Genomic DNA, 26,444 nt, shown 5'->3' with positions numbered 1-26,444 from the left:
CCTGGGCCATAGCCCCGCGCGCCATTGGCAAAGACCGCAAGACTGCATGCAACCCCTGGGAGGATTACACATGCTTAAACTGACCCGCCGCGCGCTGATGGGTGCTGCCGCCGCTCTGCCGATGATGGCTTTTGCCGCATCGGCCGAAGGCCTGATCACCATCATCGTCAATGACCCGGCGAACCCCTATTGGTTCACCGAGGGCGAAGTCGCCAAAGCGACCGCAGAAGAGCTTGGCTACACCGCCAATGTCTCCTCGCATAAGGGCGACACCAATACCGAGAGCACCCTCGTCGATACCGCGATCACCAACAAATCGGTCGCGATCATCCTCGACCCGGCCAATGCCGATGGCTCGATTGGCGCAGTGCAGAAGGCTGTTGATGCGGGCATCCCGGTTTTCCTCGTGAATGCCGAGATCAACCAGGAAGGCCTGGCCAAGGGTCAGCTCGTTTCGAACAACGCTCAGGGCGCAGCTCTGGGTGCCCAGCAATGGGTCGAAGCCGTTGGCGATGCGGGCAAGTTCGTTGAGCTGTTCGGCAACCCGGCAGACAACAATGCCGCGACCCGTTCGAATGGCTATGAAACCGTCATCACCCAATATCCGGATCTGGTGAAAGCCGGTCAGGAAGTGGCGAACTGGGACCGCACCCAGGGCTACCAGAAGACCCAGTCGCTCCTGCAGGCGAACCCGGATGTCATCGGCCTGATCGCCGGCAATGACGAAATGGCGCTTGGCGCGATTGCCGCGCTGAAAGAGGCCGGCAAGCTGGCTCAGGTCAAGGTCGGTGGCTTCGACGGCTCGCCCGACGCGGTCGAGGCGATCAAGGCCGGTGAGCTGCAATACACCGTTCTTCAGCCGGTCGCGATCTTCTCGCGCGAAGCTGTGGTCCAGGCCGACAAGTTCATCAAAACCGGCGAAACCGGCGCGGCATCGGAAAAGCAGCTCTTTGACTGCCTGCTGATCACCGCAGACAATGTCGACAAATACACCGCTCCCTTCGTTCTGTCGGAGTAAGACCTGGCGCGGGCCGGTTTCCCGGCCCGCCGCTTTTGCCTTTTGCCGGTGCCGGATTGTTCCGGCCCGGCTTTCCCTCCGCTGAACATCGCCGTCGTTTGCCTTTCAGGTGAAATGCAGTAACCGGCTGGCGGGAGGCCCAAATGTCCGAGCATAAATACTGGTCCGATCCGATTCAGGATCCGCGCCCCGATCTTCTGGGCAGCGATGCGATTCCGTCTGACAGCCGCCATGCCCGCCAGATCGCGCGGCGCCAGCTGATTGCAGAGACGGTGATCGCCGAGGGCTCGATGCGGATCGAGGATCTGACCTCGCGTTTCGGCATCAGCCTGATGACCGCGCATCGCGATCTCGATGACCTCGCCGGGCGCGGGCTTTTGCGCAAGATGCGCGGCGTGGTCTCGGCTGCGCCGACGAGCCTGATCGAGGCCTCGGATCTGTGGCGCACGGCCCGCCAGGGCGCCGAGAAACGCGCCATCGCCGCCATGGCCGCGATGGAGCTGGACCCCGGCCAGGCCGCGTTTTTCGATGACAGCACCACCGTGTTCGAGATGGTGCCGCATCTGACCACCCGCGTGCCGCTGACTGCGATCACCAATTCCCTGACGCTGATGAATGCGCTGCGCTCGACGCCGGATATCACCCTGCTCGGCCTGGGCGGGCAATTGCACAACTGGTGCAATGCCTTTCTCGGGCCGGTGACCGCGACCAGTATCCGCGCGCTCCGCGCCGATCTCGCCTTCATGTCCACCGCTGCGATCACCGATGGCCAGGCCTTTCACCAAAGCCCCGAGATGACCGAGATCAAGCGCGCCATGCTCGACTGCGCCGATCGCCGCATCCTGCTGGCCGATCATTCCAAATTCACCCGCCGCGCGCTGCATTCCATGGCGGGGTTGCGGGACTTCGACCTGGTGATCGTGGATGACGGGCTGGACCCCGCACTTGCCAGCCATCTCCTGCGCGAGGGGGTGCGGCTGAAACTCGCGCCGGTCGCGGGCGATGATCCGGCAATGTAACGTCACTTGATGTTATATTAACATCGTGAGATGGTGTCTTCCGTGGAACCGCCCATGTCGTGCGGTCGGGAGGTCTGTTTCATGGCTGATCACGGTCCCTGCCTTCTCGGCATCGACAATGGGCTGACAGTGACCAAGGCGGTCGTGTTTGACGCAATGGGCCGCCCGCTTGCCGTGGCGCGCCGCCGCCTGCCGCAGCTTATGCCCCGCCCCCGCCATGTCGAACGCGATATGAACCAGCTTTGGGCTGCGACGGCCGAGGCGATTTCCGAGGCGCTGGCGCTTTCGGGCCGGGCCGGTGATATCGCGGCAGTGGCAGCAACGGCGCATGGGGACGGGCTTTATCTCCTCGACCGAGACGGTGCGGCGCTTGGGCCCGGGGTTCTGTCGCTCGACAGCCGCGCGGCGGATCAGGTGGCGGAATGGGAGGCGAATGGCGTCTCGGCCCGCGCGCTGGATCTCTCGGGCCAGATGCCGCATGCCTCGGCGCCAACCGCGCTTCTGGCCTGGATCCAGGCGCATGAGCCGGAGCGGTTCGCGAAGATCGGCCATATCCTCGCCTGCAAGGACTGGCTGCGCTATTGCCTTTCAGGGGTGATCGGCACCGATCTGACCGAGGCGAGCACCTGTTTCACCAATGTCCAAAGCCAGGACTATGACCCCGAAATCCTGAGACTTTTCGGGCTGGAGGCATTGTCACATGCGCTGCCGCCGGTCGCGCTGCCCGATCAGATCGTGGGCCAGGTCACCGCTGCCGCAGCACAGCTGACGGGCCTGCGCGAAGGCACGCCCGTGGTCGCGGGGCTGCATGATGTGACTGCCTCGGCGCTTGGGATTGGCGGACATGGTGCGGGGCGCGTGGCGATTGTCGCCGGCACCTATTCGATCAATGAAACCGTCTCGAATACGGCCAAAACTGATGCACGCTGGTTCTGCCGCAACGGGCTCAGGAAGGGCGAATGGAACAATATGTCGATCTCGCCGGCCTCGGCGGCGAATTACGACTGGTTCCTCGACACGCTTTGTGGCGGTGACCGGGCAAAGGCCGAGGCGGCAGGCGAGAGCTTTCACGCGCTGATCACGCCCGAGATTGAAGCCGCGTTTCAAAGCCCTTCGACCCTGATGTTCCACCCCTATCTCTTCGGCTCGCCGCATGGTGCGGGGGCTTCGGCGAGTTTTCTCGGCCTGCGCGGCTGGCATGACCGCGGCGATATGCTGCGCGCGGTGATCGAGGGGATCGCTTTCAACCACCGTATTCATGTCGATGCTTTGCGCGATGGGTTTCAGCCGGAAACCGCGCTCCTGACCGGGGGGATTTCGCGCAATCCGCTTTTCGCGCAGGTCTTTGCAGATGTGCTTGGCCTGCCGGTCACCGTCACCGCGACCGAGGAACCCGCTGCCTGGGCGGCAGCGCTTTGCGCGGGCTCGGGCGTGGGGCTTTTTGACAGCCCGACCGCCGATCCGCGTGACCTTGCAGCGCTTGGTAAGACCTGGGCGCCTGACCCGGGTCGCCGCGCTGAGATGGACGCGCGCTACCGGCTGCATTGCGATCTGGCGGCCTCGCTCGCACCGCTCTGGCCGCGGCTGGAAGCGCTGGCATGAGCAGCCCCGCCGGAAAACCGGGGCGTCGCGACGAGATCGCCGCGCTGGTGATCGAGAAAGGCGAGGTCCGGATCGACGATCTGGTCCAGGCCTTCGGCGTCTCGCGCATGACGATCCACCGCCATATCGAGGATCTCGCGCGGCAGGGGGTTTTGCGCAAGCTGCATGGCGCGGTCTCGGCCCAGCCTTCGGGTGTCTATGAAAGCCTGATCGCCTGGCGCGAGACCCATGCCGCCGGCGCGAAAGCCGCGCTGGCCCGCGCTGTTCTGGCGGAAATCCAGCCGGGCCAGGCGGTGATCCTTGACGACAGCACCACGGTCGCAGCACTTGGCCCCCATCTGGGCCAGATCGACCCGCTGACGGTGATCACCAACAGCCTTGGCATGATGCAGCGGCTATCCGGGCCAGAGGGCCCGCAGCTGATCGCTTTGGGCGGCGATTATCACCCGACCTATAACGCCTTTATCGGCCATCTGTGCGAGACCGCGCTGGCCGGGCTGCATGTCAATCTGGCGATCTGTTCGGCCTCTGGCGTTTCGGGGGCCACGGCGCTGATCCAGGACGCGCGGGCGGTGCGGGTCAAACAGGCGATGCTGAAAGCGGCGGCGCGGCGTGTCCTGCTGCTCGACCATACCAAATTCGGCAAACTGGCGCTGCACCGCTTTGCCGATCTCACCGAATTCGACGCGGTCTATGTGGATCGCGGCCTTGCCCCCGACACGGAACGCGATTTACGTGCGGCGGGTGTTCCCCTGATCCTGGTGGATGAGAATGACTGACATACAAGATATTGACGTGCTGATCCTTGGAGCTGGCGTCAATGGCGCCGGCACCTTCCGCGACCTCGCGGAACAGGGCGTGAGCGTGGTGATCGCGGATAAGGGTGATTTCAGCTCGGGCACCTCGGCGGCGCCGTCGCGGCTGATCCATGGCGGCATCAAATACCTTGAGACAGGCGAATTCGGCCTGGTTGCGCAATCGACGCTGGAGCGGAACCTTTTGCTCAGAAACGCGCCACATGCGGTGCATCCGCTGCATACGGTGATCCCGATCTTTTCCTGGTTCAAAGGCATCCCGGCGGCGATCCGGACGCTGTTCGGATCGACCACCGCACCCCGGTCACGGGGGGCGGTGCTGATGAAAATCGGCCTCAGCCTCTATGATTTCTATGGCGCGAAACGCCGGGTGATGCCGAAGCACAGCCTCTGGTCGAAAAAGCGCGCGCTGAAGGAAATCCCGCCGCTGACGCCGAAGATCGTCGCGGCAGGCACCTATTATGATGCGACCGTGCGGATGCCAGAACGCCTGGTGCTGGAACTCCTCATGGATGGCAAACGCGCCAATCCGAATGCCGAGGTGCTGAACTACACCACTGGCCTTGCCACTGCGGGCGATGTGATCCGCCTGACCGACGCAAGCGGCACCGCGCGTGCCTTCCGCCCGAGGATCGTATTGAACGCAGGCGGGCCCTGGATCGACCGGGTCAATGCGCAGCTGGGCCTGACCACAAAACTGATCGGCGGCACCAAGGGCTCGCATATCCTGCTGGATCACCCCGGAGTCATTGCCGCGCTGAAAGGCCGGATGATCTATTTCGAGGCCGATGACGGGCGGATTTGCCTTGTCTTCGACTATCTTGGCCGGGCGCTGGTGGGGTCGACCGATATTCGCGCGGCGGATCCCGATGATGTGCGCTGTGAAGAGGACGAGATCGACTATTTCATGCAGGCGATTGCCTCGCTTCTGCCGGGGCTGAGCTTCTCGAAGGACCAGATCGTCTATGCCTATGCCGGGATCCGGCCGCTGCCGGCCTCGGATGCGGCAAATCCCGGGCTGATCAGCCGCGACCATTCGGCGCCGGTGATCGAAGCCGAAGGCGCGCGGACCTGGCCGGTGATCTCGCTGGTGGGGGGTAAATGGACCACTTTCCGGGGCTTCTCGGAAGAGGTGGCGGATGTGGTGCTGAAACGGCTCGGGCAGAGGCGGAAAGTCTCAACCGAAGGTCTGCCGATTGGTGGCGGGCGCGACTATCCGGCGGATCAACCGGCCTGGGTGGCGCAGGTCGCAAGCGAGACCGGGGCCGGCCAGGGCAGGGTAAAGGCGCTGTTTGCGCGCTACGGCACCACCGCACGCGCGGTGGCAAAGGCCGAAGGGGCGCGCCCGATCACGCTTTCGGATGCACCGGATTATTCCCTGCAGGAACTGGGCTGGATCCTCCGCAACGAACAGGTCGTGCATCTGGAGGATCTGGTCAAACGCCGCACGGCGCTGTCGGTGACCGGAGTGCTGACCGATGCCAGTCTTGAACAGGCGGCGGGTGTGGCTGCCGCCGCGCTCAACTGGGATGAGGCGCGGCGGGCCATGGAAGTAGAGCGGGCGCGGGAGGATCTGAAATCCCGCAACCGCCTGCGGCTGAAATGATCAGCTGTTGATTTTGGCCTCGAGGTCGCGCATCGCCTTGACGGCTTCTGCGGCCTCGGCGCCTTTCTTGACGAAATGCGCATGGTAGAAGCCTTCCAGCACCTCGACCGGCTGGAAGTTATGCGGGGTCAGCGAGACGGAATAGACCGGCACTTCGGTCTCAAGCCCAACCTGCACCAGGCCGTCAACCACCGCACCTGCGACAAAGTCATGGCGGTAGATGCCGCCATCGACCACCAGGGCCGCGACAACGATACCTTCATATTTGCCGGTTTTCGCGAGCTTTTTCGCCACCAGCGGCGCCTCAAGCGCGCCGGGCACGTCGAAGACGTCGATCCCGGTGCCGGGCAGCACTTTCTCGGCGCGCTCGGTAAAGCCCTTCAGCGCCTGATCGACGATTTCAGAATGCCAGCGGGCACGGATGAACGCGATGCGCGGGGATTTGGAGGAGGATTTATCAGTCATTTCGGAACCTATCCGTTGAGTTAACGTTTTCGGCCCCAGAGCATTGCCCGCCTGACAGACCGGCGAAGCCGGGTTTCCCATCAGACAGGTTCTCTTTCATCCGGACTATACCGTCGGCCCCGGAATTTCACCGGATCTGCTGACCCTCTCCCAGCGGGAGAAGCGCTCGCGGGCTATAACCGCCGGTGGGGAATCTCACCCCGCCCTGAGAACTCCTAAGGGCTAACATGAGAGAAAATATGAAATCAAGGCCTGGCCGCGCATCGCCGCTCTTGTGATCCGCACAAGAACAAATAAGCATTGCCGCCGAAGACCCGGGAAAGCGGTCGGTCCGATACAGCTTTGTCAGATTGACCCCTCGGACCGGAAAGTTCAGTTAAACACGGTTCAAGACCGGAATAGTGCCGGCATCCGACAGAACCGCGCCAGCAGGAGTAACCGATGATCAAGCGGCTCATAATTGCAGTCATTCTTTTGGGAATAGTCGTCGGAGGCATCGTCTGGTTCAAGTTCTTTCGTGACGAGATGATTGCGCAATTCCTCGGGGGCATGGTGCCGCCGCCGGTCGCGGTCAATGCCGAACCGGTGCAGCCTGTGACCTGGGAGCCGGGCATCGACGCCATCGGCACTTCGCTGTCGCGCCAGGGGGTCGATCTGGCGATTGAGAGCGGTGGGCTGATCCGCGCGGTGCAATTTGCCGCCAATGACAAGGTCACCGAAGGTCAGATGATGATCCTGATCGATGATGACAGCGAGAAGGCGCAGCTCGGATCTGCCGAGGCGGCGCTTAAAGTCGCCCGCGCCGAGGAAAGCCGCGCCCGCACCCTGTCGGATCGCGGTGTCGGTGCCGCGACCACGCTGGAAAGCGCCGAGGCCCAGGTCGAAAGTGCTGCGGCGCAGGTGGCCATCGCGCAGACCGCGCTTGACCGCAAGACCCTGAAAGCCCCCTTCGCCGGGGTGATCGGCATCCCGCGGGTCGAGGTCGGGCAATATGTCTCGGCCGGCGAAATCTATGCGACGCTGCAGGATCTCAGCCGGATGCGGGTCGATTTCTCGGTTCCTGAACAACAGCTTGCCGTGTTGAAGATGGGCGGCGCGGTGACGGTCACCTCGGAGGTCGGTGATTTTTCCGCCACTGGTACCATCACGGGAATCGAGCCGCGCGTTGACCCGAATACCCGCATGGTTTCGGTCCGGGCCGAGGTTGAAAACCTCTCGGGCGGGCTGGTTCCGGGGCAGTTCCTGCGCGTGCGCATCACGCTTCCGAAAGAGGAAGGCGTGATCGCGGTGCCGCAAACGGCGGTCAGCTCTTCGCTTTATGGCGATACGATCTATGTGATCCAGAGCGGCGAGACGGCGGAAGAGCAGAAAGTCGAGCAGGTCTTCGTGAAGCTTGGTCGCCGCGCCGGCGGCCGGATCGAAGTGGTCGAAGGGATCAAGGCGGGAGACCTGATCGTGACCTCGGGTCAGAACCGTCTGACCTCGGGCGCGCGGGTCAAGGTCGACAATTCGGTCGATCTGATGCCCAAAGCCGAAACCCAGGCTGAATAAGGGGAAACGGATGCATTTTTCTGAGATCTTCATCCGACGCCCGGTCCTTTCGACGGTCCTTGGCGCCCTTATCCTGTTTATCGGCCTTGCTTCGGTGGTGAACCTGCCGGTGCGCCAATATCCCGAAGTCGAGGAATCGGTTATCACCATCAGCACCGTCTATGCCGGTGCCGATGCCGAACTGATCCAGGGCTTCATCACTTCGCCCATCGCCTCGGCGGTCTCGACCACCGAGAATGTGGATTACATCACCAGCGCCTCGCGGCAGTCTGTCTCCACCGTCACGGTGCAGATGAAACTGGGCGCCGACCCGGATATCGCGCTGACCGAAGTCATGTCCAAGGTCAACCAGGTGCGCGGCAATCTGCCTTCCGACGCCGATGATCCGGTGATCCTGAAAGGCACCGGCCAGACCTTCGCGCTGATGTATCTGGCGGCGCAGAACCCGAATATGTCGTCCGAACAGCTGAATGAATATCTGGAACGCGTGATCAGCCCCAGGGTGACCAATATCCAGGGCGTGGCTCAGATGGATATTCTGGGCGGCCAGGAATTCACCATGCGGGTCTGGCTTGATCCGCTGAAGCTTTCGTCGCGCGGCGTGACGGCGGCCGAGGTTCTGGGGGCGATCCGGTCGTCGAATTTCCTCTCGGCACCGGGCAAGACCGAGAACGAATATTTCGTTTATTCACTGACGCTTGCCTCGACGCTGCAGGATGCCGAAGCCTTTGGCGAGCTGCCCCTGGTGTCGGGTGAGAACGGCGTTGTGAAGCTGCGCGATGTCGCGCGGATCGAACTGGCCTCGGGCGAGCCGGAGGGGATCGTGACCTTCAAGGGCCAGCCCGGCACCTTTATCGGCATCATTCCGGCACCGGGCGAGAACCAGCTCGACGTGGCCTCGAATGTGCTTGAGGCGCTGCCCGAATTGCAGGCCACGCTGCCCCGGGGCATGGAAATCACCATGGTCTATGACAGCACCGAGACCATTGCCGCCTCGATTTCCGAAGTGTTCAAGACCATTGCCGAGGCGGTCGCCATCGTGGTGGTGGTGATCTTGCTGTTCCTTGGGTCGTTCCGCTCGGTGCTGATGCCGATCGTCACCATTCCCCTGTCGCTGATCGGGGTCTGCGCGATCATGCTGGCGCTTGGCTATTCGATCAACCTGCTGACGCTTCTGGCGATGGTGCTGGCGATCGGCCTTGTGGTGGATGACGCCATCGTCGTGGTGGAAAACATCCACCGCCATATCGACGAGGGTCTTTCGCCACCCAAAGCCGCAATTCTGGGGATGAAAGAGATCACAGGCCCGGTGATCGCAATGACGATCACGCTTGCCGCCGTGCTGGCGCCGCTGGCCTTTACCGGCGGCCTGACCGGGTCGCTGTTCACCGAATTCGCACTGACACTCGCCGGGTCGGTGATCATTTCGGGGGTCATCGCGCTGACCATCACCCCCGCGATGTCGGCACGTCTGCTGACCCATGGCGAGCCGGGGCGCTTCCAGCGGATCGTCGACAAGACGCTGAACGGGCTTGCGAACTGGTATGAGCGGCGCATCTCCTCGTCGCTGGATTACCGGCCCGTGACCCTTCTGATGGTGGTCTCGTTGCTGGGTGCGACGGGCTTCATGCTGATGAACACCTCGTCAGAACTGGCACCCGAAGAAGATCAGGGCGCGCTGTTCGCGCTGATGAATGCGCCGCGCTATGCGACGCTGGATTACACCCAGGCCTTTGCCACGGAAATCACCAACCGCACCAAAGATATCGAAGAGGTCGAGACCTATTTCTCGGTCGCGGGCATGGGGACACCGAATACCGGTTTCTATATCTGGGCGCTGAAGGACTGGGCCAATCGCAGCCGCAGCCAGGAAGAGATCAAACAGCAGATCCAGGGCGTTCTCGACAATGCGCCGGGGATGCAGAGCTTCGTCTTTGCCCCGCCCTCTCTGCCCGGCGCGGGCGGTGGGCTGCCGATCTCGATGGTGATCCAGTCGATTCACGCCCCCGAACGCGTGGTCGAAGTCGCCGATGAGATCTACCAGAAGGCGATGGCCAGCGGCCTCTTTATCGTCGTGCAGAACTCGATGTCGTTTGATGCCCCGCAGGTGCGGGTGACGATTGACCGCGACCGTGCGGCCAATCTCGGCGTTTCGGTCTCGGATATCGGCACCACGCTGGGCCTCCTGGTCGGTGGCGGCGCAGTGGCGCAGTTTGACCGCGACTCGAACAGCTATGATATCGTGACCCAGGTCCCGTCTGAATGGCGCGACAACCCCGAGCGGCTGAACGACTTCTTCGTGCGGTCCTCTTCGGGTGCGATGCTGCCTTTGTCTGCGGTGATCAACCTTGCCCCGGGCGTCGCAGCCTCGTCGATCGAACAGTTCAACCAGCTTAACTCGGCCACGCTGTCGGCTATGGCGATGCCCGGCGTGTCCAGCGGCACCGCACTGGCAAAGCTTGAGGAGATTGCCGCAGAAGTGCTGCCGGATGGCTTCTTCATCGACTATTCCGGCCAGTCGCGGCTGGAAAAGACCGAAGGCAACACGATCATGCTGGCCTTCGGGGCGGCAATCATCGTGATCTACCTGGTTCTGGCCGCGCAGTTCGAAAGCTTCCGCGATCCCTTCATCATCATGATGTCCGTGCCGCTGTCGATTTTCGGTGCGCTTTTGCCACTGTATATGGGGGCGAGCACGCTCAACATCTACACCCAGGTGGGTCTGATCACGCTGATAGGTCTGATCACGAAACACGGGATCCTGATGGTGGAATTCGCCAATCAGCAGCGTGAGGATCACGGGCTGTCGCGGCGCGCGGCGATTGTCGCGGCGGCGAAAACCCGTCTGCGCCCGATCCTGATGACCACGGCGGCCATGGCTCTGGCCGTGGTGCCGCTGATCATCGCGGAAGGCGCGGGGGCCGCAGCGCGGCAGGCGATGGGTCTGGTGATCTTCACCGGCCTGTTGATCGGGACGCTCTTCACCCTCTTCGTGGTGCCGATGTTCTACACGCTGATCTCGCGCTCAGACGCCGCTTACGCCCTGCACAAACGGCAGGTGGAGCAGCAATTCGGGTCCAGCCCGGCACATTGAGCCGGCAAGACACATCGAAAAGGAGGGCTCCGGCCCTCCTTTTTCTTTGCGCGTTCGCGTGCCGGTGGCGCGGTTTCAACGCCGGATGACTATAAAATCTTCACAGTTTTCATGGAAGCTCAGCGCCAGGATCATGGCCCTGGCGCCATTCCGCCGGCAAATCCGCCTGATTTCGGCAGAAGTGCTTGCGGCTGACGCAGACATGAAGAAAACTGGTGCTGCACCGGGGGGGGCGCGAAGGCGGGACAATCGCCCGATCGCAGCTCCGGGCCGGCAATTATGGGAACACGGGTGAAATTCGGTCACGTAAAAGCGCGGCAGACGCGCAGGTCAGTCGGCATCTCCTGCCGCGCCCCCGCCAGATCGCGGGGCACCTGCAACAGGGTTGCCACAGCCGCAGGCCGTGGCACCTCTTCTGCCGAACCGGCCGCCGCGCCGGGCGCCTCGGATGAGGGCTCAGGCAGTATAGGGCGAAGTCTCGACGCCCAGCCCCCCGCGCCCCGACGAAGGGAAACCTTCTTAAGAAGGCCCCTCTTACCTCTGATCCCCCTGCCCTGCCCTTTTGCGGGCAGTCACGCCAACCATTACGCCAACCGCGCCGGGATGATCCCGGCGCGGCTTTCTCACTTCGGAGCCAAGCCTCGTGTTATTTGAATGGATGTCTGACCCGGCCGCCTGGGCCGGCCTCGCGACACTGATCGTTCTTGAGATCGTCCTGGGGATCGACAACCTCGTCTTCATTGCCGTCCTCGCCGACAAGCTGCCCGCGCATCAGCGCGACCGCGCCCGCATTATCGGCCTGTCGCTGGCTTTGATCATGCGTTTTGTACTGCTGGCCTCGATCGCATGGATCGTGACGCTGCAATCAAACCTGTTCACCATATTCGGACACGGTTTCTCGGGGCGCGATCTCATCCTGATCTTCGGCGGCCTGTTCCTGCTGTTCAAAGGCACAATGGAGCTGCATGAGCGGCTGGAGGGGCATTCCGGCCAAAAAGAGGGCTCTGTCGTCCAGGTCGCCTTCTGGCAGGTCCTTTTGCAGATCGTGGTGCTGGATGCGGTGTTTTCGCTGGATTCGGTGATCACCGCCGTCGGCATGGTTCAGCATCTTTCCATCATGTATATCGCCGTGCTCGTCGCGATGGCGGTCATGCTTCTGATGTCGAAGACGCTGATGAATTTCGTGTCGAAACACCCGACCGTGGTCATCCTCTGCCTTGGCTTCCTGATGATGATCGGCTTCTCGCTGATCGTTGAGGGCTTCGGCTTCCACATCCCGAAGGGCTACCTCTATGCCGCCATCGGCTTCTCGGTGGGGATCGAGGCGCTGAACCAGATCGGCCGCGCCAATCGCGAACGCTACATCACCTCGGGCGACCTGCGTGACCGCACGGCCGAGGCGGTGCTGCGGCTTCTGGGCGGGCGCAAGGGCGAGGATCTGGGCGGCACTGCCGATGTGATCGCCGACCGCTCGGCCGAGCAGGCGCTGTTCGCGCAGGAAGAGAAAGAGATGATCCAGGGTGTTCTGGGTCTCACCGACCGGCCTGCGACCTCGGTGATGACACCGAGGAACGAGATCGACTGGATTGATCTCGACTCCGACGAGGCGAAGATCCGCGAACAGATCCTCGATCAGAAGCATTCCCGTTTCCTGATCGCACGCGGCAGCCTGGATGAGTTTTCCGGCGTGGCGCTGGCGCGTGATCTGATGCGCGATCTGCTGACGGATGGTCATATCAGCGTCGAGCGTTCGGTGCGCGAACCGCTGGTGCTGCATGAAAGCGTCTCGGTGCTGCGCCTGATGGAACAGCTGCGCCGCGCCCCGGTGCAGCTTGCCGTGATCGTTGACGAATTCGGATCGCTCGAAGGGATCGTCACCCCCACCGATGTGCTGGAGGCGATTGCCGGCGACTTCCCCGACGAGGATGAAGCGCCCCTGACCGAGGAACGCGCCGAAGATGGGTCCTGGCTGGTCGATGGCTGGATGGATATCCGCCGCGCGAGCGCGCTGTTCGAGGCCGATCTCGAGGATGAAACCGAGCGCTATTCGACCCTTGCCGGCTATATCCTCTGGCGGCATGGCAATATGCCGGTCGAAGGAGAAAAGCTGGTATTCGACGGGCTGGAATTCGAGATCGTCGCGATGAATGGCCGCGCCATAGACAAGGTCCGCGTCCGCCGGTCTGAAACGGCGTGAGTATGTCTGTAAGAGTTTAATAGAAACAGAGGCTTAATCTTCTTGGTGGAAGGAAGAGCTGCGGTCACAGTGAGGGAAAGTGCACCCACGGCCGCAGCTCTTCCGGACAATGCCACCCGAAATGATCCGTTTCCCACATATTGGCGCCCTGCGCCGCTGGCTTGCCGATACCACCGGCAGCGTGACGATCTTTTTCGTGGTGATCTTTCCGATCCTGATGCTGATCGGTGGCCTGGCAACAGATGCCGTGCGGCTCAATGCGCAGAAACGCTATACCCAGTCTCAGGCTGACCTGGCCGCCCAAAGCGCGGCGCGGTTCCTGCCCGATCCGGTGAAGGTGCGTGCCATCGCCCGCAAGGTGGTGGCGGTGAACAGGCTCTATGGCGAGATCGAATTGCAGAATTCGGATATCCTGCTCGGCAGCTACAGCGCGGAAGGCCAGTTTGTGCCACATGCGAACCAGGCCAGTCCGACCGGCGCCAGCGCGGTGATGGTAAAGGTGCCCTCGCGCTACCATCCGCTGCTTCTTGGCCCGGTCATGCGCGATGAGAATGTGGTGATCAGGCGCTCGGCCGTGGCAGGGCAAGAGGCTGTGGTGGTCTTCACGCTGCGCAACCGCCTGCTCGGGGTGAACACCCGCGAAGCGATCCTCGATCCGGTGCTCTCGGGCCTTGGGATCGGGCTGAACGTGTCGGTTCTCAGCTATGAAGGGCTGGCGAATACCAGGGTCAAAGTCGAGGATCTCCTGTCACTGGTCTCGCTTGGCCTCGCAACCGAGGTCTTCACCTTCAACGATGTGCTGCATCTGCCCTTGACCGGGCCGCGCCTTTTTGCCGGGCTCGTACAGGCCGGAGGTCTGCCGGCGGGCGCCCTGCCGGCGGCGGCGCATGGCGGTCAGCCGGTGACCCTGGCCGAGGTGATGAACATCTCGCCCAGCCTGTTGAATGCCAGGATCGGGGATGTGCTGCCCGATGTAACGGTGAATGCGTTTGATCTGATGATGGCCTTCCTCGGTCTTGCCGCCGATCCCGAAGAGCGGCTGGATATCGGCACCGGGCTCAATCTCGCGCCGCTGGCCAATGTCGGGCTGAAGATCGGCCTGGTGCGCCCGCCGGTGATCGGCATTGGCCGGATCGGAGACACCCCGCCGCCACGTGCCTCGGTGTCGCAGGTCGATGTGGCGCTTGGCGCCGATACGATCAGCGCCGGGAATACCGCACTCTTGCGGGTCGCTCTGAATGTCGGTCTGGGGACAGCAGATGCCGTCGCGCTCAGCCTCAATTGCGGCGCGAGCCAGCCCTCGGATCAGCTCGCACTCTTCCGGGCCGAGACTGCGCCGGTCGAGCTGGCACTGAGGGTCGGGCTGCTCGATTCCCGTGCCAATGTCGCGCCCGCCGATATGAACCGTGTCAGGCTCGCGCGCGGGGTTAAGGATGTGCCGATCCGCCTCGACCAGTTTCGCAAGCCGGTGCCGGTGCGCAACCCGCTGACCCTGTCCCGCCTGGTCGCCGATGTCAGCACTTTCCTCGATTCGGTCCGAAACGATCTGCAGGCCCAGGTCAATGCCAGGGCCTGCGAGGGAGGGTTGCTGTCCCTGCTCGCCTGCCCGCTGTTTACAGTGGTGAATGCGACGGTCTCCGCCCTGCTTTCGGTGCTCAGTGGCCTGATCAGCAGCATTTCCTCGCTCCTCGCCTCGCTGGGGGTGGATGCCATCGTGCAGGCCCTGCTGGATCTCCTGGGGATCAGCGTGGCCCAGGCAGATCTCATCCTTGACGACTACAGTTGCGGAACCTCTATCCTGCAATAAGCGGGCCGCCGGCCGATACCGGGCCACAACCCGCCCCGCCCCGGCTCTCCTCCGCGATGGCCCCCGAAACCCGCCCGCCGCCCGCTTCGCGTTGATTTCCTGCAAAGAGCCGGAATGCCCCTTGCAAAACCCCTGCTCTGGCGCTATCCCGCCCCAATGGTCGGAGCGTAGCGCAGCCTGGTAGCGCACCTGCTTCGGGAGCAGGGGGTCGGAGGTTCGAATCCTCTCGCTCCGACCAATTTCCCGAATAATTGCAGCCACTTACATTGGGTCAATGTCGCGCATCTTAGCGCCTGGACCTGTTCGGTAAGCAAATCTCAAGCCGGGCAGGCCCTTCGGGTGAATCAGTCGGCTTTGCCAAGCCTATGCCATGCGTCTCGAAACTCGTCGCGATCATAGGCCTTGGGTTCCAGCCACCACTTCCCGCCATTCTTGTTCTGTGACGCATGGGCGCGAAGCTCGTCGACCCGAAGGATGTAGCAAACAGGTGCGTCCGGGTTGGCAAAGGTCGTTATAATCCACCAGTCCGACCGCAACTCGCTAAGGTCCATGTGAAGCGATACAGCATCGCGCTTGCTCAGGGCCCTGGACTGCACTCCGAAGAAGGCCGTCTCGCCCTCATTCGTGATGAACCGGTCCGATCCCTTGGCATTGCGGATGGTCGGCATGACGTGCCAGCCCCGCCGCGAGAGCTGCCATGCGGCGTCGTTCAGCCCGGCGTTGCCGGTGATTTGGCGTTTCTGGCACGGTGTGGTCATCCCGGTCACAGGCGCAGCCCCTGCGAAAGGTGAGAGGCTGCCCGGGTCAAAGCCGGGTGTTGGAATCCCCGTGCGTAGCCCGAGGCACCGCTGCCTTCAGCGAGTGCCTGGACAGGCGCAACGGTCACCCGGCCGAGAAATCGACCGAGCTACGCATCGAAGGGAATTCCACGCCCCACGGGCAGGATTGACTGCGCCGCCAGCCATCAATGCCGCGCCGGGCTGGTTCATTCAACGATGATAGGGCGTTAGGCGAGAACATCCCCGCCCGTGAAGACGAGGGTGTTGAATGAGCGGTGACGCCCCTATTGGCCGGGCACGTCGCGGCGTCACCTTCCAACTCTGCCCGGAAGGAGAGACAGGCCCGTTGTTGAGACCGAAGGTTTAACGAGGGTCGGTTCCCTTTGCCTCGGCGGGTGGCAATCAACACCCGCACCCATCGCGCATCTGCACGAAGGGTTTTCGTCAGTTCTGTGGCTGCCAGACGCCATAAGGCCTGTGACGGTTCTCCCAGACCCGATCACGTTCCCAGCGATGCAGAGCGGTGAGGACCTGTGGAAAGCCGGTTCGGTCCAGCCCCTCGGCATCAGCAGCGAATCCATCGACTGAGCCGTAGAGCGCGATGAAGGGTGACACGGGAGCTTGCCGGGCCGCTTCAGCTTGGCGACCCGCGCCAGCATCCCGCGCACGTTCGACATCGCTACCGCGCTTCCAGCTTGGCCACCCCCTCTTGCAGGTCGGCCACCGGATCCGTCAGTTCCACGACCCGATGCACGGTCGAGCGGCAGAGGTCCATCAGTTCCGCGATCTGCTCTTCACGGCTTTCAGCCGCGCGGTTCGCACCCATGGCCATTGCGGCCTTCGGGGTCGTAAGGGGCGCATCATTCCGGTTCTCCTGTGCGATGGCGCTGAATCGCATCGAGCGCGGCGGTCAGCGTCTCACCCTGCTGCACGCGCTTCGCATGGCCGAGCAGTTCGCCGGGCCAGCGCTGAGCGGACCCACAACTGGCTGCGGTTTGACGGGAGTGCTGTCATCTTTGGGGGCAGTCATTGGATGGTCCTCATCTCGTGAAGAAGGGACAGTGCGTCACGGCGCACCTTGGGGTCTTGGCAGTCGCGCAGCACATCCAGCATTGACGCGGCAGCAACCCGCCGCAGCCTCTCGCGCTGCTCCGGATCGAGCTTTGCAAGCTGCCCGCCGTGTTCTGCGACGAACTCGGCAGCACTGATCGGCATGATGGTGATCGGCTGTGCCATCTGGTCGGCGATACCCACAGCCCATTTCACTGCCAACTGGCAGGCGTCGCTTCCCCGTGTGCCCAGAAGGTTCCGCCCGGCAGGGCGACCGAGGCAGATTTGGACGAAGCTGTCGTCGGGCAGCGGTTCGCAGGCGTAAACCGTGTTCCGTTTCGTGGTGATGATCGCCATCAGATCGCCCTTGCTTCAAGAATTGCCAGCCGCTCCGCCAGTTCTTCGGTGGCGCGTGCGTTGGACAGGGTGCCGATCATGCTGATCACCTGCTGCCCCAGATCGGGCGGCACCTCACCAGCGGCCACTGCCGCCGGCACGGCCTCGATCTGCCTGCCGATGGGCAGTCCGGGGGCAAAATCGAACCGGATCTTCTCCGCCTGTGCCCTGACCGGGGGCGTGAGGCGCGACAGCACCAGCCCGGCGGCGGTCATGTCGCCTTCTAGCGCTTTGTCGATGACCACGCGCACAACGTCCGGGCCATCGTCATTCAGCGCCCGCACAATGCGTTCGCGCTTGCGGGCGGCTGCGCCTTTCGGTCTGCCCGCCGGGTTGGGCGATGCCAAGCCTCGCACCCATTTACCGGGCGGCCGCGTGTTTTCGGATTCTTCCGACATACGCGGTCCTCTCTGATTATCAGCGCGGGATCACTGCTGGAACGCCTTGTCGGCGTTGGACCTGGCATCGCGCAGCGCCTTGACCTTGTGGGGAGGAGCACCGACCGCCCTCTCAAGCTGGCTGTGCAGCAAGCTGGCGCAATCGGGAGGCGGTGGCGGGGCGCGGGTGGCGACGAATGACCGCCCGGACCTCCACCTTCTTCGGTGACAAACCCCGCGACCTGATCCTGATGCCCGAGCTTGTCACCGAGCTTGAACGCCTCACCGGCCAGGGCATCGGGGGCTTTTCCCGCCGCGTCATGCAGAGCGTTTTCAAACTTCTGGACCTGCACCACATCAGCTTGCGTGAAAGCTGGCCGTTGAAGCCGCTGGCAAGACTGGACTTCAGGTCGAAGTCCGTGGCGACGTTGCCCGACCAGACATGGGCGAGCAGCGCCGCGAGCCAGTTCCGCCCGACCCCTGCTGCGTGGCGATCATCAGGTAATGGTTGAGCGGCAGGACGCCCGGCTGCTGCTCGATATGCGCCAGCCAATCAGGGAACCTGTTTCGTTCCGTTTCGGCGGGGATCAGGAAGGCGATATGGTCGAGGAAGATGCCGAGGCGCTGTTGCCAATCCTGAGGCGCAGCATGGGGCGCGGTTTCCACAGATTCAGGGCGTCCCGGCCATCCTCTGCGGTGCAAAGCTCCCCGGTGCCTGGATCGACGGTCAGGGTGGAGGCGACCATGCGCCTGTCGCCGCCCAGTCAGATGCCGAAGGTCGAGGTGGCCGGCACGCCCTCTGGGGTGATGATGTTCGTCGTGTTATGCCTGAGCGGCGCCGATATGCCCGGCGGGGCAACTGCAAGGCGAGGTTGTCGCGGAAGAGGATCATCGGCTTTTCGGCAGCGATATAAACGAGGCCGCGGTGCATCTCCTTGATGTCCATGGACGGGGGGCATGGCAGCGATGCCCCTGCCTGCACCGTCACTGGCCTGCTTGAACGCGATGCGTTGCGCCTCAGCTGCCTGTCGGCGGCGGATCGGTTCAAGGGTCAGGGGCAGGTATCGGTCATCCCTGGTCGCCTTCTCCCTCTTGCCCAGAGCTGACGCGCAGACGATGCGCCTGCACTGGTCGTTGTTCGGACAATAGAAGTCAACGATGCTCATCAGCGCCATGTCCGCTTCGGGCTCTTCGCCCACCTGGCGCTCCCGTTACGCCCTTAGCGCCGCGATCGCGCTTGCCGCTGTTGGCGTCACCGATGATCGCAAGCATGAGGCACTGCACTCCGGCCAGCCCTTGCAATCAGTCCGGTTCTCTTCCGTCCTGATCGTCGAAGAGACGGGCTTTGCGTGGCCTTTGCTACCCGAATCCCCGGATCGCCCGCCTAACCGCCACTGGTCGCACGCAGGCCGCGGCGGGTTTCGTCGGTCGACAGCTCACCATTGAGTTTCTGGAACTGCCGCCGCGCCTCGGCGCGGTCCCCGAGGTTCAGCCAGGCATAGGCCCGCAGGATGGCAAGGTCGCGGCGCAGACCGCCGCCCAGCTGTTCAAGCGCGTCAAAATAGGCAATCGCCTGTTTGTAACGCTTGTTTTTATAGGCATTCACACCCCGCTGATCGAGGATCTGGCGCTCGATATCAAGCCGTTGTTTCCGGGTGAAATCGGTCGAGGCCGCGATGCGCGAGGCTTCCTCGGGCATTTGCATTTTCAGATGGGCCAGCGCCAGGCCATAGGCGGCATCCCGGCGCTGATCCGCTTTCAGCCCGGCCTTCAGTGCGGCTTTGAAGCTCTGCACCGCCTCCATCGGCTGGTCGAGATTATAGGCGCACCAGCCGCGCTGATAGATCACCGAAGCCACGCGCGAGCCGGAGGAGAGCGCAAGACAGCGCGGCCAGTCCCCTGCCGCCACGGCGGCCTGAAAGCCGCTGCTGCCGGCCCCGCCCTGAGCAGCCGGCGCTTTGGCCGCCGGTCGCGCGGGTACCGTTTCGTCAGAAGATGCCGGGGCCGGTGTTGCTTTCGGCGTCTTCCCGGCCTTCGGCGGCGCCCCGGGCGCGGTCACCACAGCCGCAGGCGCGGTCACGTCATGGCCACGCCCGGCAAGCAAACGGCTGCGCAGCGCCTGCAATTCCGGATCCATGGCGGGCAGGCGCTGGCCCACCTGCGACAAAAGGGCGAGGATCTCGGCCTCGCTTGCAACCGCATTGGCCTTTTCCAGCGTTGCGATCAGATCCGCCGCCACGACACAGGTTCCCGCCACCGCGCGATAGGTGCCAAGCGCATCCGCTGCCCACCCTGCCGCCGCCTGGGCCTCGGCGATACGCCAGGCGTTGTTGATCCGGTCACAGCGCAACAGCCCCGGCACCGACGAGGCCACCGAGACCGCCTGGCTGAGATTTCCCGCCGTCAGCGCCGCGTCAAACCGCATCTGGCCATCCGCAATCGCCAGCAGATCGGTCATCGCGGAAGGCGGCTCCCAGGACGGAAATTCCGCGCGTGTCGCGGCAATCAGCGCGCGGGCCTGGTCGATCTGCCCTGCCGCGATCAGGCGAAAAATGTCATCAATCTCGGTCGAGGGGCCGGTCACCGTCAGCCTGCTCATATCCGCAGGCGGTTTCCAGGCCGGGTATTTCAACTGCAACCGGCGCAGTTCGGCCTCTACCGAAGCCTGATCCTTTTGCTGCACATAGAAGCTGAGCGCCAGCAGCTCATCAGGGGCGGGCGCAGAAACCTCCTGGGCCGCAGCCGGGCCGGCTGCCGTCAGCAAAAGGGCGCAAAGCAGAAGGGAACGCATCATATCGGCACACATCTTTGAAAGCTGGAGGCCTGGACGACCAGCGCCATCAGATGCAGCGTGGCCGGATAATAGGGCTGATCGTCGGTAAAGCCCGGCATCACCGAGCCGACCGCATTGCTGGTCACGCAATCGGCCAGCGCACCAAGGGCTGCATAGCCGGGATGGGCGCTGCGTTCAAAAACGCCAGGGCCGGCGGTATCGAAAACCGTGGCAACGCCGCCAACATCCCCCGCCGCCGCCATCCGCGACGCATAGGCGCGCACCGCCGGGCTTTGCGGCTGATCCGACCAGAGTGCGAAAAGCGGAACCCGCACCGCCTCGTAGCCCGAAACCCCGGAAAAGGGTTGCGGAGCCGGGGCCACGCCCTGAGCCGTTACCATGACCCAATCCGGCACCGGGCCGCGCGCGGCCAGCGCCGCGATCAGCGTGTCTCCATCTGTGGCCAGCCGGGCAAGATCGGGAAGCGAGGCAAGGGCCGCGAGATCACGCAGCGCCCGCGCCATGTAATAGGAAGGGTTGACGACAATCCCTTCATCGCGCCGGAAACCACTTGTGCCGGGCAGAAGGATCAGCCTGCCGGACCCGTCCGGACAGGGGGCGATGCAGCGCCGCGCCAGATCGCCGGCAATGGCCACCGCGCGCGCAAGCCGGGCTTTGCTGTCGCTCAGCACTGCCGCAAGGCTTAGTCCCCAGGCGTAGAAGAGATCGCCGTCACTTGCATTGTTGCGATCCGTGACATGCGGGGTGGCATCGGGCCGCCAGCGCCAGGCCAGCAGCTCATCCTCGCGGATGGCGAGATTGGTTTCGGTCCAGCGGATGATCTGCGTCACCGCCGCATCATCGCCGAACAGGGCGGCCAGGGTCAGCCCATAGCCCTGACCTTCGGAATGACTGGCATCGCCCTGAAAACCGTCCACGACCCGACCATCCGGCGCGAGGCAGAGGGCTTTCCAGGCCCGCCAGCTTTCCTGCAACGGATGATCCGGTGCAAAGGCGCTGACACTGGCCATGGCGGTATGCGGTAAAAGCGGCATCGAAAGCGCTGCCCCAAGTCCCGTCCCCAAGCCTGCACCCAGAAAGGATCTGCGCTTCATCGGTCCTCGCGCCCCCGTCGGCTCAACAACACATAAAGCAGGGCCGGAATCGCCGAGAGCAGTGTCAGCCCCAGCATCGCAAGTGTAAACAAAAGCGGCGACCAGGAGGCGTAATTGCCCAGAGCCGTCCGCATCCCGCCTGCATCCGGCACCGTCAGCATGCGCGGCGGGCGGATCGGGGTCCAGACCTGCCAGCTGCCATCCGCCTGGAGCAAAGCGGCCTCTCCCTGGGCCATCGACGCCACACGCAGACGGTTCAGCGCCTCACCGATCGCCTCTGGGGCCACACCCGGCCCCAGCATCAGCCAGAGCTCGCCGCGTTCAGTGTAGTCGGGGCGCAGCAGCAGGGCCTGGCCCCGGCGGCCCTCCAGCCAGTCCGGCAGGCTCTGCGAGGTGCCGACGAAGGAGCTTTCACGCAAAAGCCTGTATTCGTGCGCAATCAGAGCAGAGGGCGAAAAGCTCTGCCAGAGGTCCCGGACAAAGCTCCCGGCTGCGGCGGGATCCTCCGGCTGCCCGGGCGCCTCGGGATCCGCGTCTTCAACCAGGGTGAAGGCAGGGGTACTGGTCGCGCGACTGCTGGTTGCGGGCGTGCCGCCAGGGGCCGGTTCTGCGGCGACCTGCGGCGGATCGTTCAGCGGAAAAAGCACACGCTGCACGGTGTTCAGGCTGAGATCGGTTTTCTCGAATGGCACCAGGCCGAAATCACTCAACCCGACGACCTGCAGCCTGACCGTGCCCGACATTTCCGTCGCAGGGGCCAGTTCGGCTGCGATCCGCATCGCATCCTGCGCGAGCTTTTTATACTCGATGGCGCCTTCGGGCGCGATCACGCCCGACGGGTCCAGCCGCAACAATACGGCGGCAAGCCCCGGCAGCACCATAGAAGGAGATGGCGGGATGGTCAGACTGCTGTCGTTTAACACCGCCAGAAGATCCGCGCGGCGGACCGGGCAGGCGCCGTCCGGGGGATTGCCGGGCACCATCATTTCAAAGGACAGCGTGTTGCGGCCCGGATGCAGCAGATTGGCGTTGAAGCTTACCGGCAGCACCGGCAGTACTTCGCCGCCATTCTGGTCAAGCGGCAAAAGCCGGATGGTCTCATCATTGACCTTCACAAGCAGGATCGCGCCCTGCGGCAGATTGCGGGCAAAGCCGTAATGCAGGTCGAGGCGGGCCTTTTGATTGGCCATCAGCAACCAGTCTGCGGGCAGCGAAAACGGAAGATCGCGGCGGAAATAATGGGTATTGCCAACCACATCTGCGATTCCCAGATCGGAAAGCAGGGTCTTTTCCCCAGGCCGGATCGCGGGCGCGCTTTCGGGCAGTGCCGGCGGGAAGGCGGCCAGGAAGGGGGTCAGATCGGGCAGGGTGCCGTCCTGATACTCCACCTGAAGCACCAGCCCGCGCCCGGCGCCGCGCCGCACCAGCGCATTCGGCCGATCCGAGGGGATCAGAGCAACTGAGGCGATTTCCCGTGGCTCCAGGCTGTAGAAAGAGGCCTGAGCGACGCCTCCCCCCGGCCCGAGCGCCCGTTCCAGCTGTTCAGACAGGCTTCGGATCAGCGCGGGGTCCGTTGCCTCATCGGCCAGCAAGAGAAGGTTGCGCCCGCCGGCGGTCTCGCTTTGCGCGGCCAGCGCGAAGCCCGCCGCATCCGCAGGCAATGCGCTGTCATCAATCAAGACACCGCTATTGGTCAGGTCGATCTCGGTCCAGACGCCGAAGGTGGCCTCTGGGCCGCAGAAAATCCGGTGCGGCTGCTGCAAAGACAGTCTGATGCGGTTGCTGCCATGGATCAGCGCCGCAGTCTCGACCGTGACCCCGGTGAAATCCCCCAGCTGATCAAGCCTGATCCCAACCGGATCTGCATCATTCACCACGATCTGCATCATGGCCTGATCAGGCAGGACATTGACGCTGGAATGCAGGGTAAACTGCAGTGTTTCGGGCAGAACAGTCGCGGCAGGCAGGTCGAGGCGCAGATCCACCCCGGCGGTTTCGCCGGTCAGCCGGATGATGCCGGGCGCCGTGAGGCTCGCCCCCACCTGCACCCCATCGGGCAGGAGGGTCGCAGGCCGGGGTCGGATCAGCCAGCCCGTGCTGGCAGTGGCGCTGCCCGCGCTGCGGTCACGGTCAACCGGTATCTGGGCGATCGCGGCCTCTTCGCCGGGCGCGTCTTCCGGAACCTCCGCCTCTGCTTCGGTTTGCACCGGCGCTGGCAGGCGGATGATCCCGTCATCCGGCGCTTCCGTCTGATTTACGGGCAGGGTTTCAGCGGGGGTTTCGGCCCGGGCTTCGGCGGGGCTTTCCGCTAGGGGGGAAGGCAACGCGATCTGCGGGGCCTCGGCCCTTACCGGGCCAACCGCCGCAAAGACGGCGAGGGCCAGCGAGGCCAGGATCAGCCTCCCTCTTCCGACGGCGTCTGTGATCAGCGGCGCGGTCATTGCGCTTTCTCCACACCGATAAAGGCCTCGGGAGCGAGCTTTGTCTGGTCCAGCCGGTATTCCTCGGCATCGAAATCGGCGCCGAAAGTGACCAGATGCGCGGGTTTCGGGCTCTGCTTGGCAAAGAGGGCCGCGCGGCGACGGCGGCCTGGTTCGCGCAGGAAATCGCCCAGCGTCTTCGGCAAAGAGCTGAGCGAGAGCCAGAACACATAGCCCAGCCCCATCAGCAGGCCTTTGCCCCGGCGGCTGTTCTGACGGATCGCCAGCCAGTTTTCCGACGAGCCGAACAATAGCTGCGCCACCGCCTCGCGCACGATCATTGGCTGATCGGGCAGGAATTGCACCCCGACGGCAATGCCGTGTCCGGCCTCGTTGAACACCGCGCGGACCACGGCCCGGACCTCGCGTTCCAGATGCGGCGCATGGGGGAAGCGCGGGCGGAACACGACCTCGTCGCCCTTGACCACCATACGGCTGCCGGCGCCCTGCGGCAGGCCGGTCAGCCGCATCTTCAACCCGCTGGTCGAGACGTCAAACACCTCGGCCGGCAGCGCTTTCTCGCCCGAGCCTTCCCAGCGGACCGTGCCTTCTTCGCGGATCTCGACACGCGGCGAGCTGCGGCGCTGCTGTTTCTCGGACACGGCGCGCAGCGAGAGGCCAACCAGCAGGAAGTTGATCACCGCCCAGACGCCGACCACGGAAAGCACCGAATGATCCCCCGGAAAGGCGATCCAGCGAATGACAAGCGCGACAAGCCCCGCCAGCATCAGAAAGAACAATCCCACGAGCGGCGCCGCGATGGGCGAGATGTAATCCTCGACGAGGGTCTCATCCTTGGCGGTCACGTTGAATTTCGCGCCGCGCGGCCTGAGGATGGTGCTGATGATTGCCCTGGCGAGATAGGGGGCCTGGGCGACCTCATAGACCTCGGAAATCAGCGGCCATCGGTAGCGCGAGAAGATGGCATTCTGCACCAGAAGGCTCACCGCCATATAGCTCAGCGTATAGGCCATGGCCTCGCGGAAGGTGGTGACGAAGATCTCGACGCCGAAAAACAGATAGGCGAGCGGCGCCAGAAGATAGGTCATCCTGACCAGCGGGAACAGCCAGAAGGCCATCGAATTCAGGTAGCACAGCCGCTGGAACGGCCGCAGCCCCGGGCGGAAGATCGGGTTTTTCAGCATGAACATCTGCATCATGCCCGAGGCCCAGCGACCACGTTGCTGGATGAAAGACGCAAAAGTCTCGGGCTGCAGCCCGGCGATCATCGCGCGGTCCAGATAAAGGCTGCGCCAGCCTTTGGAATGGATCTCCAGTGCGGTTTCGGCATCCTCGGTGATGGTCTCACCGGCAAAGCCGCCCACCGAATCCAGCGCCTTGCGCCGCAGAACGGCGGCCGAGCCGCAAAAGAACGCGCCGCCCCAGCGATCAAGCCCGGGATGGATGCGACCATAGAACATCTCATTCTCGGGCGGGCATTTCAGATCAAGATTGCGCTCGATCGGGTCTTTATTGATGAAAAAATGCGGGGTCTGGACGAGGAAGAGCTTTGGATCCTCGACGAAATAGCCAACCGTGCGGGCGAGAAAATCGCGCGACGGCACATGGTCGGCGTCAAACACCACCACCAGATCGCCATTCAGCTTTGCCAGCGCCGCGCTCATATTGCCGGCTTTCGCATGTTCGTTTTTCGCCCGGGTCGAATAAACCACGCCGAGTTCGGCGCAGAGCGCCTGCAATTCGGCGCGCCGCGCCTTTGATTTCGCGGCCAGCTCGGGGTCAGGTGAATTGCAGCGCTGATCGGTGCCGCCGTCATCGCACAGCACCACTGTGCGCAGCCGCGCCGGGTAGATCATGTTGCGCGCCGCCGACAGGGTCACCGCCAGCATCTCGGTCGGCTCATTGTAAGACGGCACGAGGATATCGACGCTGGGCAGGTTCTCGGGCTCGACGCGCGGCGGCAGGGCGCGCTCGACCGGATCGGCGGTGATAAAGGCGTTCAGGAAGAAGACAAGGATGGAATAGGTTTCGACCAGCAGCAGCGCGATGGCCAGCACGAAAGAGACCGTCAGCCCCGGATCGGGCAGCGTCGAAGTCAGCCGCCAGATCCAGTAGCGCAGGACCAGGACGCTGGCGACGCTCATCATCGCGACGCGGCAGATGATATTCCCGGCAAAGGGCTTGAGCAAAATCACCAGCAGCAACGCGGCAAGCCCCAGCATGGCCTGGGCCGCATTCGAGACCGGGATCGAGGCCAGCACCAGAACCGGCGTCATACCGATCAGCCAAAGGAGAAGCAGGACGCCATTGCGGATACGATCAGAGCTCATAGGCGCCCT

The 26,444-nt window shown here is 63.6% G+C and carries 20 protein-coding genes, 1 tRNA gene and 1 riboswitch; of the genes, 11 read left to right on the top strand and 10 right to left on the bottom strand.

Annotation, left to right across the window (positions count from 1 at the left end; translation table 11 throughout):
- Positions 1–70 precede the first annotated feature (70 nt).
- From JC607_RS02475 to JC607_RS02455, 5 genes are all read left to right on the top strand, one after another.
- Positions 71–1,018 (top strand): D-ribose ABC transporter substrate-binding protein, encoded by a 948-nt coding sequence (locus JC607_RS02475; protein WP_092900116.1) that lies wholly within the window; start codon positions 71–73, stop codon positions 1,016–1,018.
- A 143-nt stretch (positions 1,019–1,161) separates the two neighbouring features.
- On the top strand, positions 1,162–2,037 hold the full coding sequence (locus tag JC607_RS02470) for a DeoR/GlpR family DNA-binding transcription regulator (RefSeq protein ID WP_198835359.1): 876 nt from the start codon (positions 1,162–1,164) through the stop codon (positions 2,035–2,037).
- An 81-nt stretch (positions 2,038–2,118) separates the two neighbouring features.
- Positions 2,119–3,639, top strand: coding sequence for an FGGY-family carbohydrate kinase (locus JC607_RS02465; RefSeq protein WP_198835358.1), 1,521 nt, complete (start codon positions 2,119–2,121; stop codon positions 3,637–3,639).
- The gene (locus tag JC607_RS02460) at positions 3,636–4,418 is read left to right on the top strand and encodes a DeoR/GlpR family DNA-binding transcription regulator (RefSeq protein WP_198835357.1); all 783 of its coding nucleotides are present in this window, start codon (positions 3,636–3,638) and stop codon (positions 4,416–4,418) included. Before JC607_RS02465 ends, JC607_RS02460 begins: the two co-directional genes overlap by 4 nt.
- A complete protein-coding gene (locus JC607_RS02455) occupies positions 4,411–6,060 on the top strand; it encodes a glycerol-3-phosphate dehydrogenase/oxidase (RefSeq protein ID WP_198835356.1) in 1,650 nt (549 codons plus the stop codon). Before JC607_RS02460 ends, JC607_RS02455 begins: the two co-directional genes overlap by 8 nt.
- Here the strand turns inward: JC607_RS02455 and JC607_RS02450 are convergent, their stop codons facing one another.
- Positions 6,061–6,525, bottom strand: coding sequence for a 6,7-dimethyl-8-ribityllumazine synthase (locus JC607_RS02450; RefSeq protein WP_198835355.1), 465 nt, complete (start codon positions 6,523–6,525; stop codon positions 6,061–6,063).
- A gap of 84 nt (positions 6,526–6,609) precedes the next feature.
- Positions 6,610–6,742, bottom strand: a riboswitch (FMN riboswitch).
- Positions 6,743–6,966: 224 nt separating this feature from the next.
- Here JC607_RS02450 and JC607_RS02445 point away from each other — a divergent pair.
- The 5 genes from JC607_RS02445 to JC607_RS02425 all read left to right on the top strand — a co-directional run bounded on the left by JC607_RS02445 (position 6,967) and on the right by JC607_RS02425 (position 15,412).
- Complete coding sequence (locus JC607_RS02445) at positions 6,967–8,076, top strand: efflux RND transporter periplasmic adaptor subunit (protein ID WP_198835354.1); 1,110 nt, start codon at positions 6,967–6,969, stop codon at positions 8,074–8,076.
- Positions 8,077–8,086: 10 nt separating this feature from the next.
- The gene (locus tag JC607_RS02440; protein WP_198835353.1) at positions 8,087–11,170 is read left to right on the top strand and encodes an efflux RND transporter permease subunit; all 3,084 of its coding nucleotides are present in this window, start codon (positions 8,087–8,089) and stop codon (positions 11,168–11,170) included.
- A 658-nt stretch (positions 11,171–11,828) separates the two neighbouring features.
- On the top strand, positions 11,829–13,367 hold the full coding sequence (locus JC607_RS02435; protein WP_233092565.1) for a TerC family protein: 1,539 nt from the start codon (positions 11,829–11,831) through the stop codon (positions 13,365–13,367).
- 121 nt (positions 13,368–13,488) lie between these two features.
- On the top strand, positions 13,489–15,174 hold the full coding sequence (locus JC607_RS02430) for a pilus assembly protein TadG-related protein (RefSeq protein ID WP_198835351.1): 1,686 nt from the start codon (positions 13,489–13,491) through the stop codon (positions 15,172–15,174).
- A gap of 161 nt (positions 15,175–15,335) precedes the next feature.
- Positions 15,336–15,412: transfer RNA gene (locus JC607_RS02425), tRNA-Pro, on the top strand.
- A 106-nt stretch (positions 15,413–15,518) separates the two neighbouring features.
- On the opposite strand, the gene JC607_RS02420 is transcribed toward JC607_RS02425, so the two are convergent.
- From JC607_RS02420 to JC607_RS02405, 4 genes are all read right to left on the bottom strand, one after another.
- Complete coding sequence (locus tag JC607_RS02420) at positions 15,519–15,941, bottom strand: hypothetical protein (protein ID WP_198835350.1); 423 nt, start codon at positions 15,939–15,941, stop codon at positions 15,519–15,521.
- A 691-nt stretch (positions 15,942–16,632) separates the two neighbouring features.
- Complete coding sequence (locus JC607_RS02415) at positions 16,633–16,785, bottom strand: hypothetical protein (protein ID WP_198835349.1); 153 nt, start codon at positions 16,783–16,785, stop codon at positions 16,633–16,635.
- Between the two features lie 194 nt (positions 16,786–16,979).
- The gene (locus tag JC607_RS02410; RefSeq protein ID WP_198835348.1) at positions 16,980–17,360 is read right to left on the bottom strand and encodes a hypothetical protein; all 381 of its coding nucleotides are present in this window, start codon (positions 17,358–17,360) and stop codon (positions 16,980–16,982) included.
- Entirely contained in the window at positions 17,360–17,797 is a 438-nt protein-coding gene (locus tag JC607_RS02405; RefSeq protein ID WP_370584737.1) for a DUF5681 domain-containing protein, read from the bottom strand. The genes JC607_RS02410 and JC607_RS02405 overlap by 1 nt, the downstream gene beginning before the upstream one ends.
- A gap of 176 nt (positions 17,798–17,973) precedes the next feature.
- Between JC607_RS02405 and JC607_RS02400 the strand changes: the two genes are divergently transcribed.
- Positions 17,974–18,288, top strand: a complete 315-nt coding sequence (locus JC607_RS02400) for a hypothetical protein (protein WP_198835346.1) — start codon at positions 17,974–17,976, stop codon at positions 18,286–18,288.
- A 252-nt stretch (positions 18,289–18,540) separates the two neighbouring features.
- Here JC607_RS02400 and JC607_RS02395 read toward each other — a convergent pair whose 3' ends face one another.
- The 5 genes from JC607_RS02395 to bcsA form a co-directional block, all read right to left on the bottom strand.
- Positions 18,541–18,975 (bottom strand): hypothetical protein, encoded by a 435-nt coding sequence (locus JC607_RS02395; RefSeq protein WP_198835345.1) that lies wholly within the window; start codon positions 18,973–18,975, stop codon positions 18,541–18,543.
- Between the two features lie 185 nt (positions 18,976–19,160).
- Positions 19,161–20,570, bottom strand: a complete 1,410-nt coding sequence (locus tag JC607_RS02390; RefSeq protein ID WP_198835344.1) for a hypothetical protein — start codon at positions 20,568–20,570, stop codon at positions 19,161–19,163.
- The gene (locus JC607_RS02385; RefSeq protein ID WP_198835343.1) at positions 20,567–21,664 is read right to left on the bottom strand and encodes a glycosyl hydrolase family 8; all 1,098 of its coding nucleotides are present in this window, start codon (positions 21,662–21,664) and stop codon (positions 20,567–20,569) included. Before JC607_RS02385 ends, JC607_RS02390 begins: the two co-directional genes overlap by 4 nt.
- The gene (locus JC607_RS02380; protein WP_198835342.1) at positions 21,661–24,105 is read right to left on the bottom strand and encodes a cellulose biosynthesis cyclic di-GMP-binding regulatory protein BcsB; all 2,445 of its coding nucleotides are present in this window, start codon (positions 24,103–24,105) and stop codon (positions 21,661–21,663) included. The genes JC607_RS02385 and JC607_RS02380 overlap by 4 nt, the downstream gene beginning before the upstream one ends.
- Complete coding sequence (gene bcsA / locus JC607_RS02375; protein WP_198835341.1) at positions 24,102–26,435, bottom strand: UDP-forming cellulose synthase catalytic subunit; 2,334 nt, start codon at positions 26,433–26,435, stop codon at positions 24,102–24,104. The genes JC607_RS02380 and bcsA overlap by 4 nt, the downstream gene beginning before the upstream one ends.
- Between the last annotated feature and the right edge of the window lie 9 nt (positions 26,436–26,444).

It is taken from the genome of Paracoccus sp. IB05 (assembly GCF_016405985.1).
Taxonomy (GTDB): domain Bacteria; phylum Pseudomonadota; class Alphaproteobacteria; order Rhodobacterales; family Rhodobacteraceae; genus Pseudogemmobacter.
Note: the sequence above shows the minus strand (reverse complement) of the source record. Positions and strands in the feature narration are given on the sequence as shown.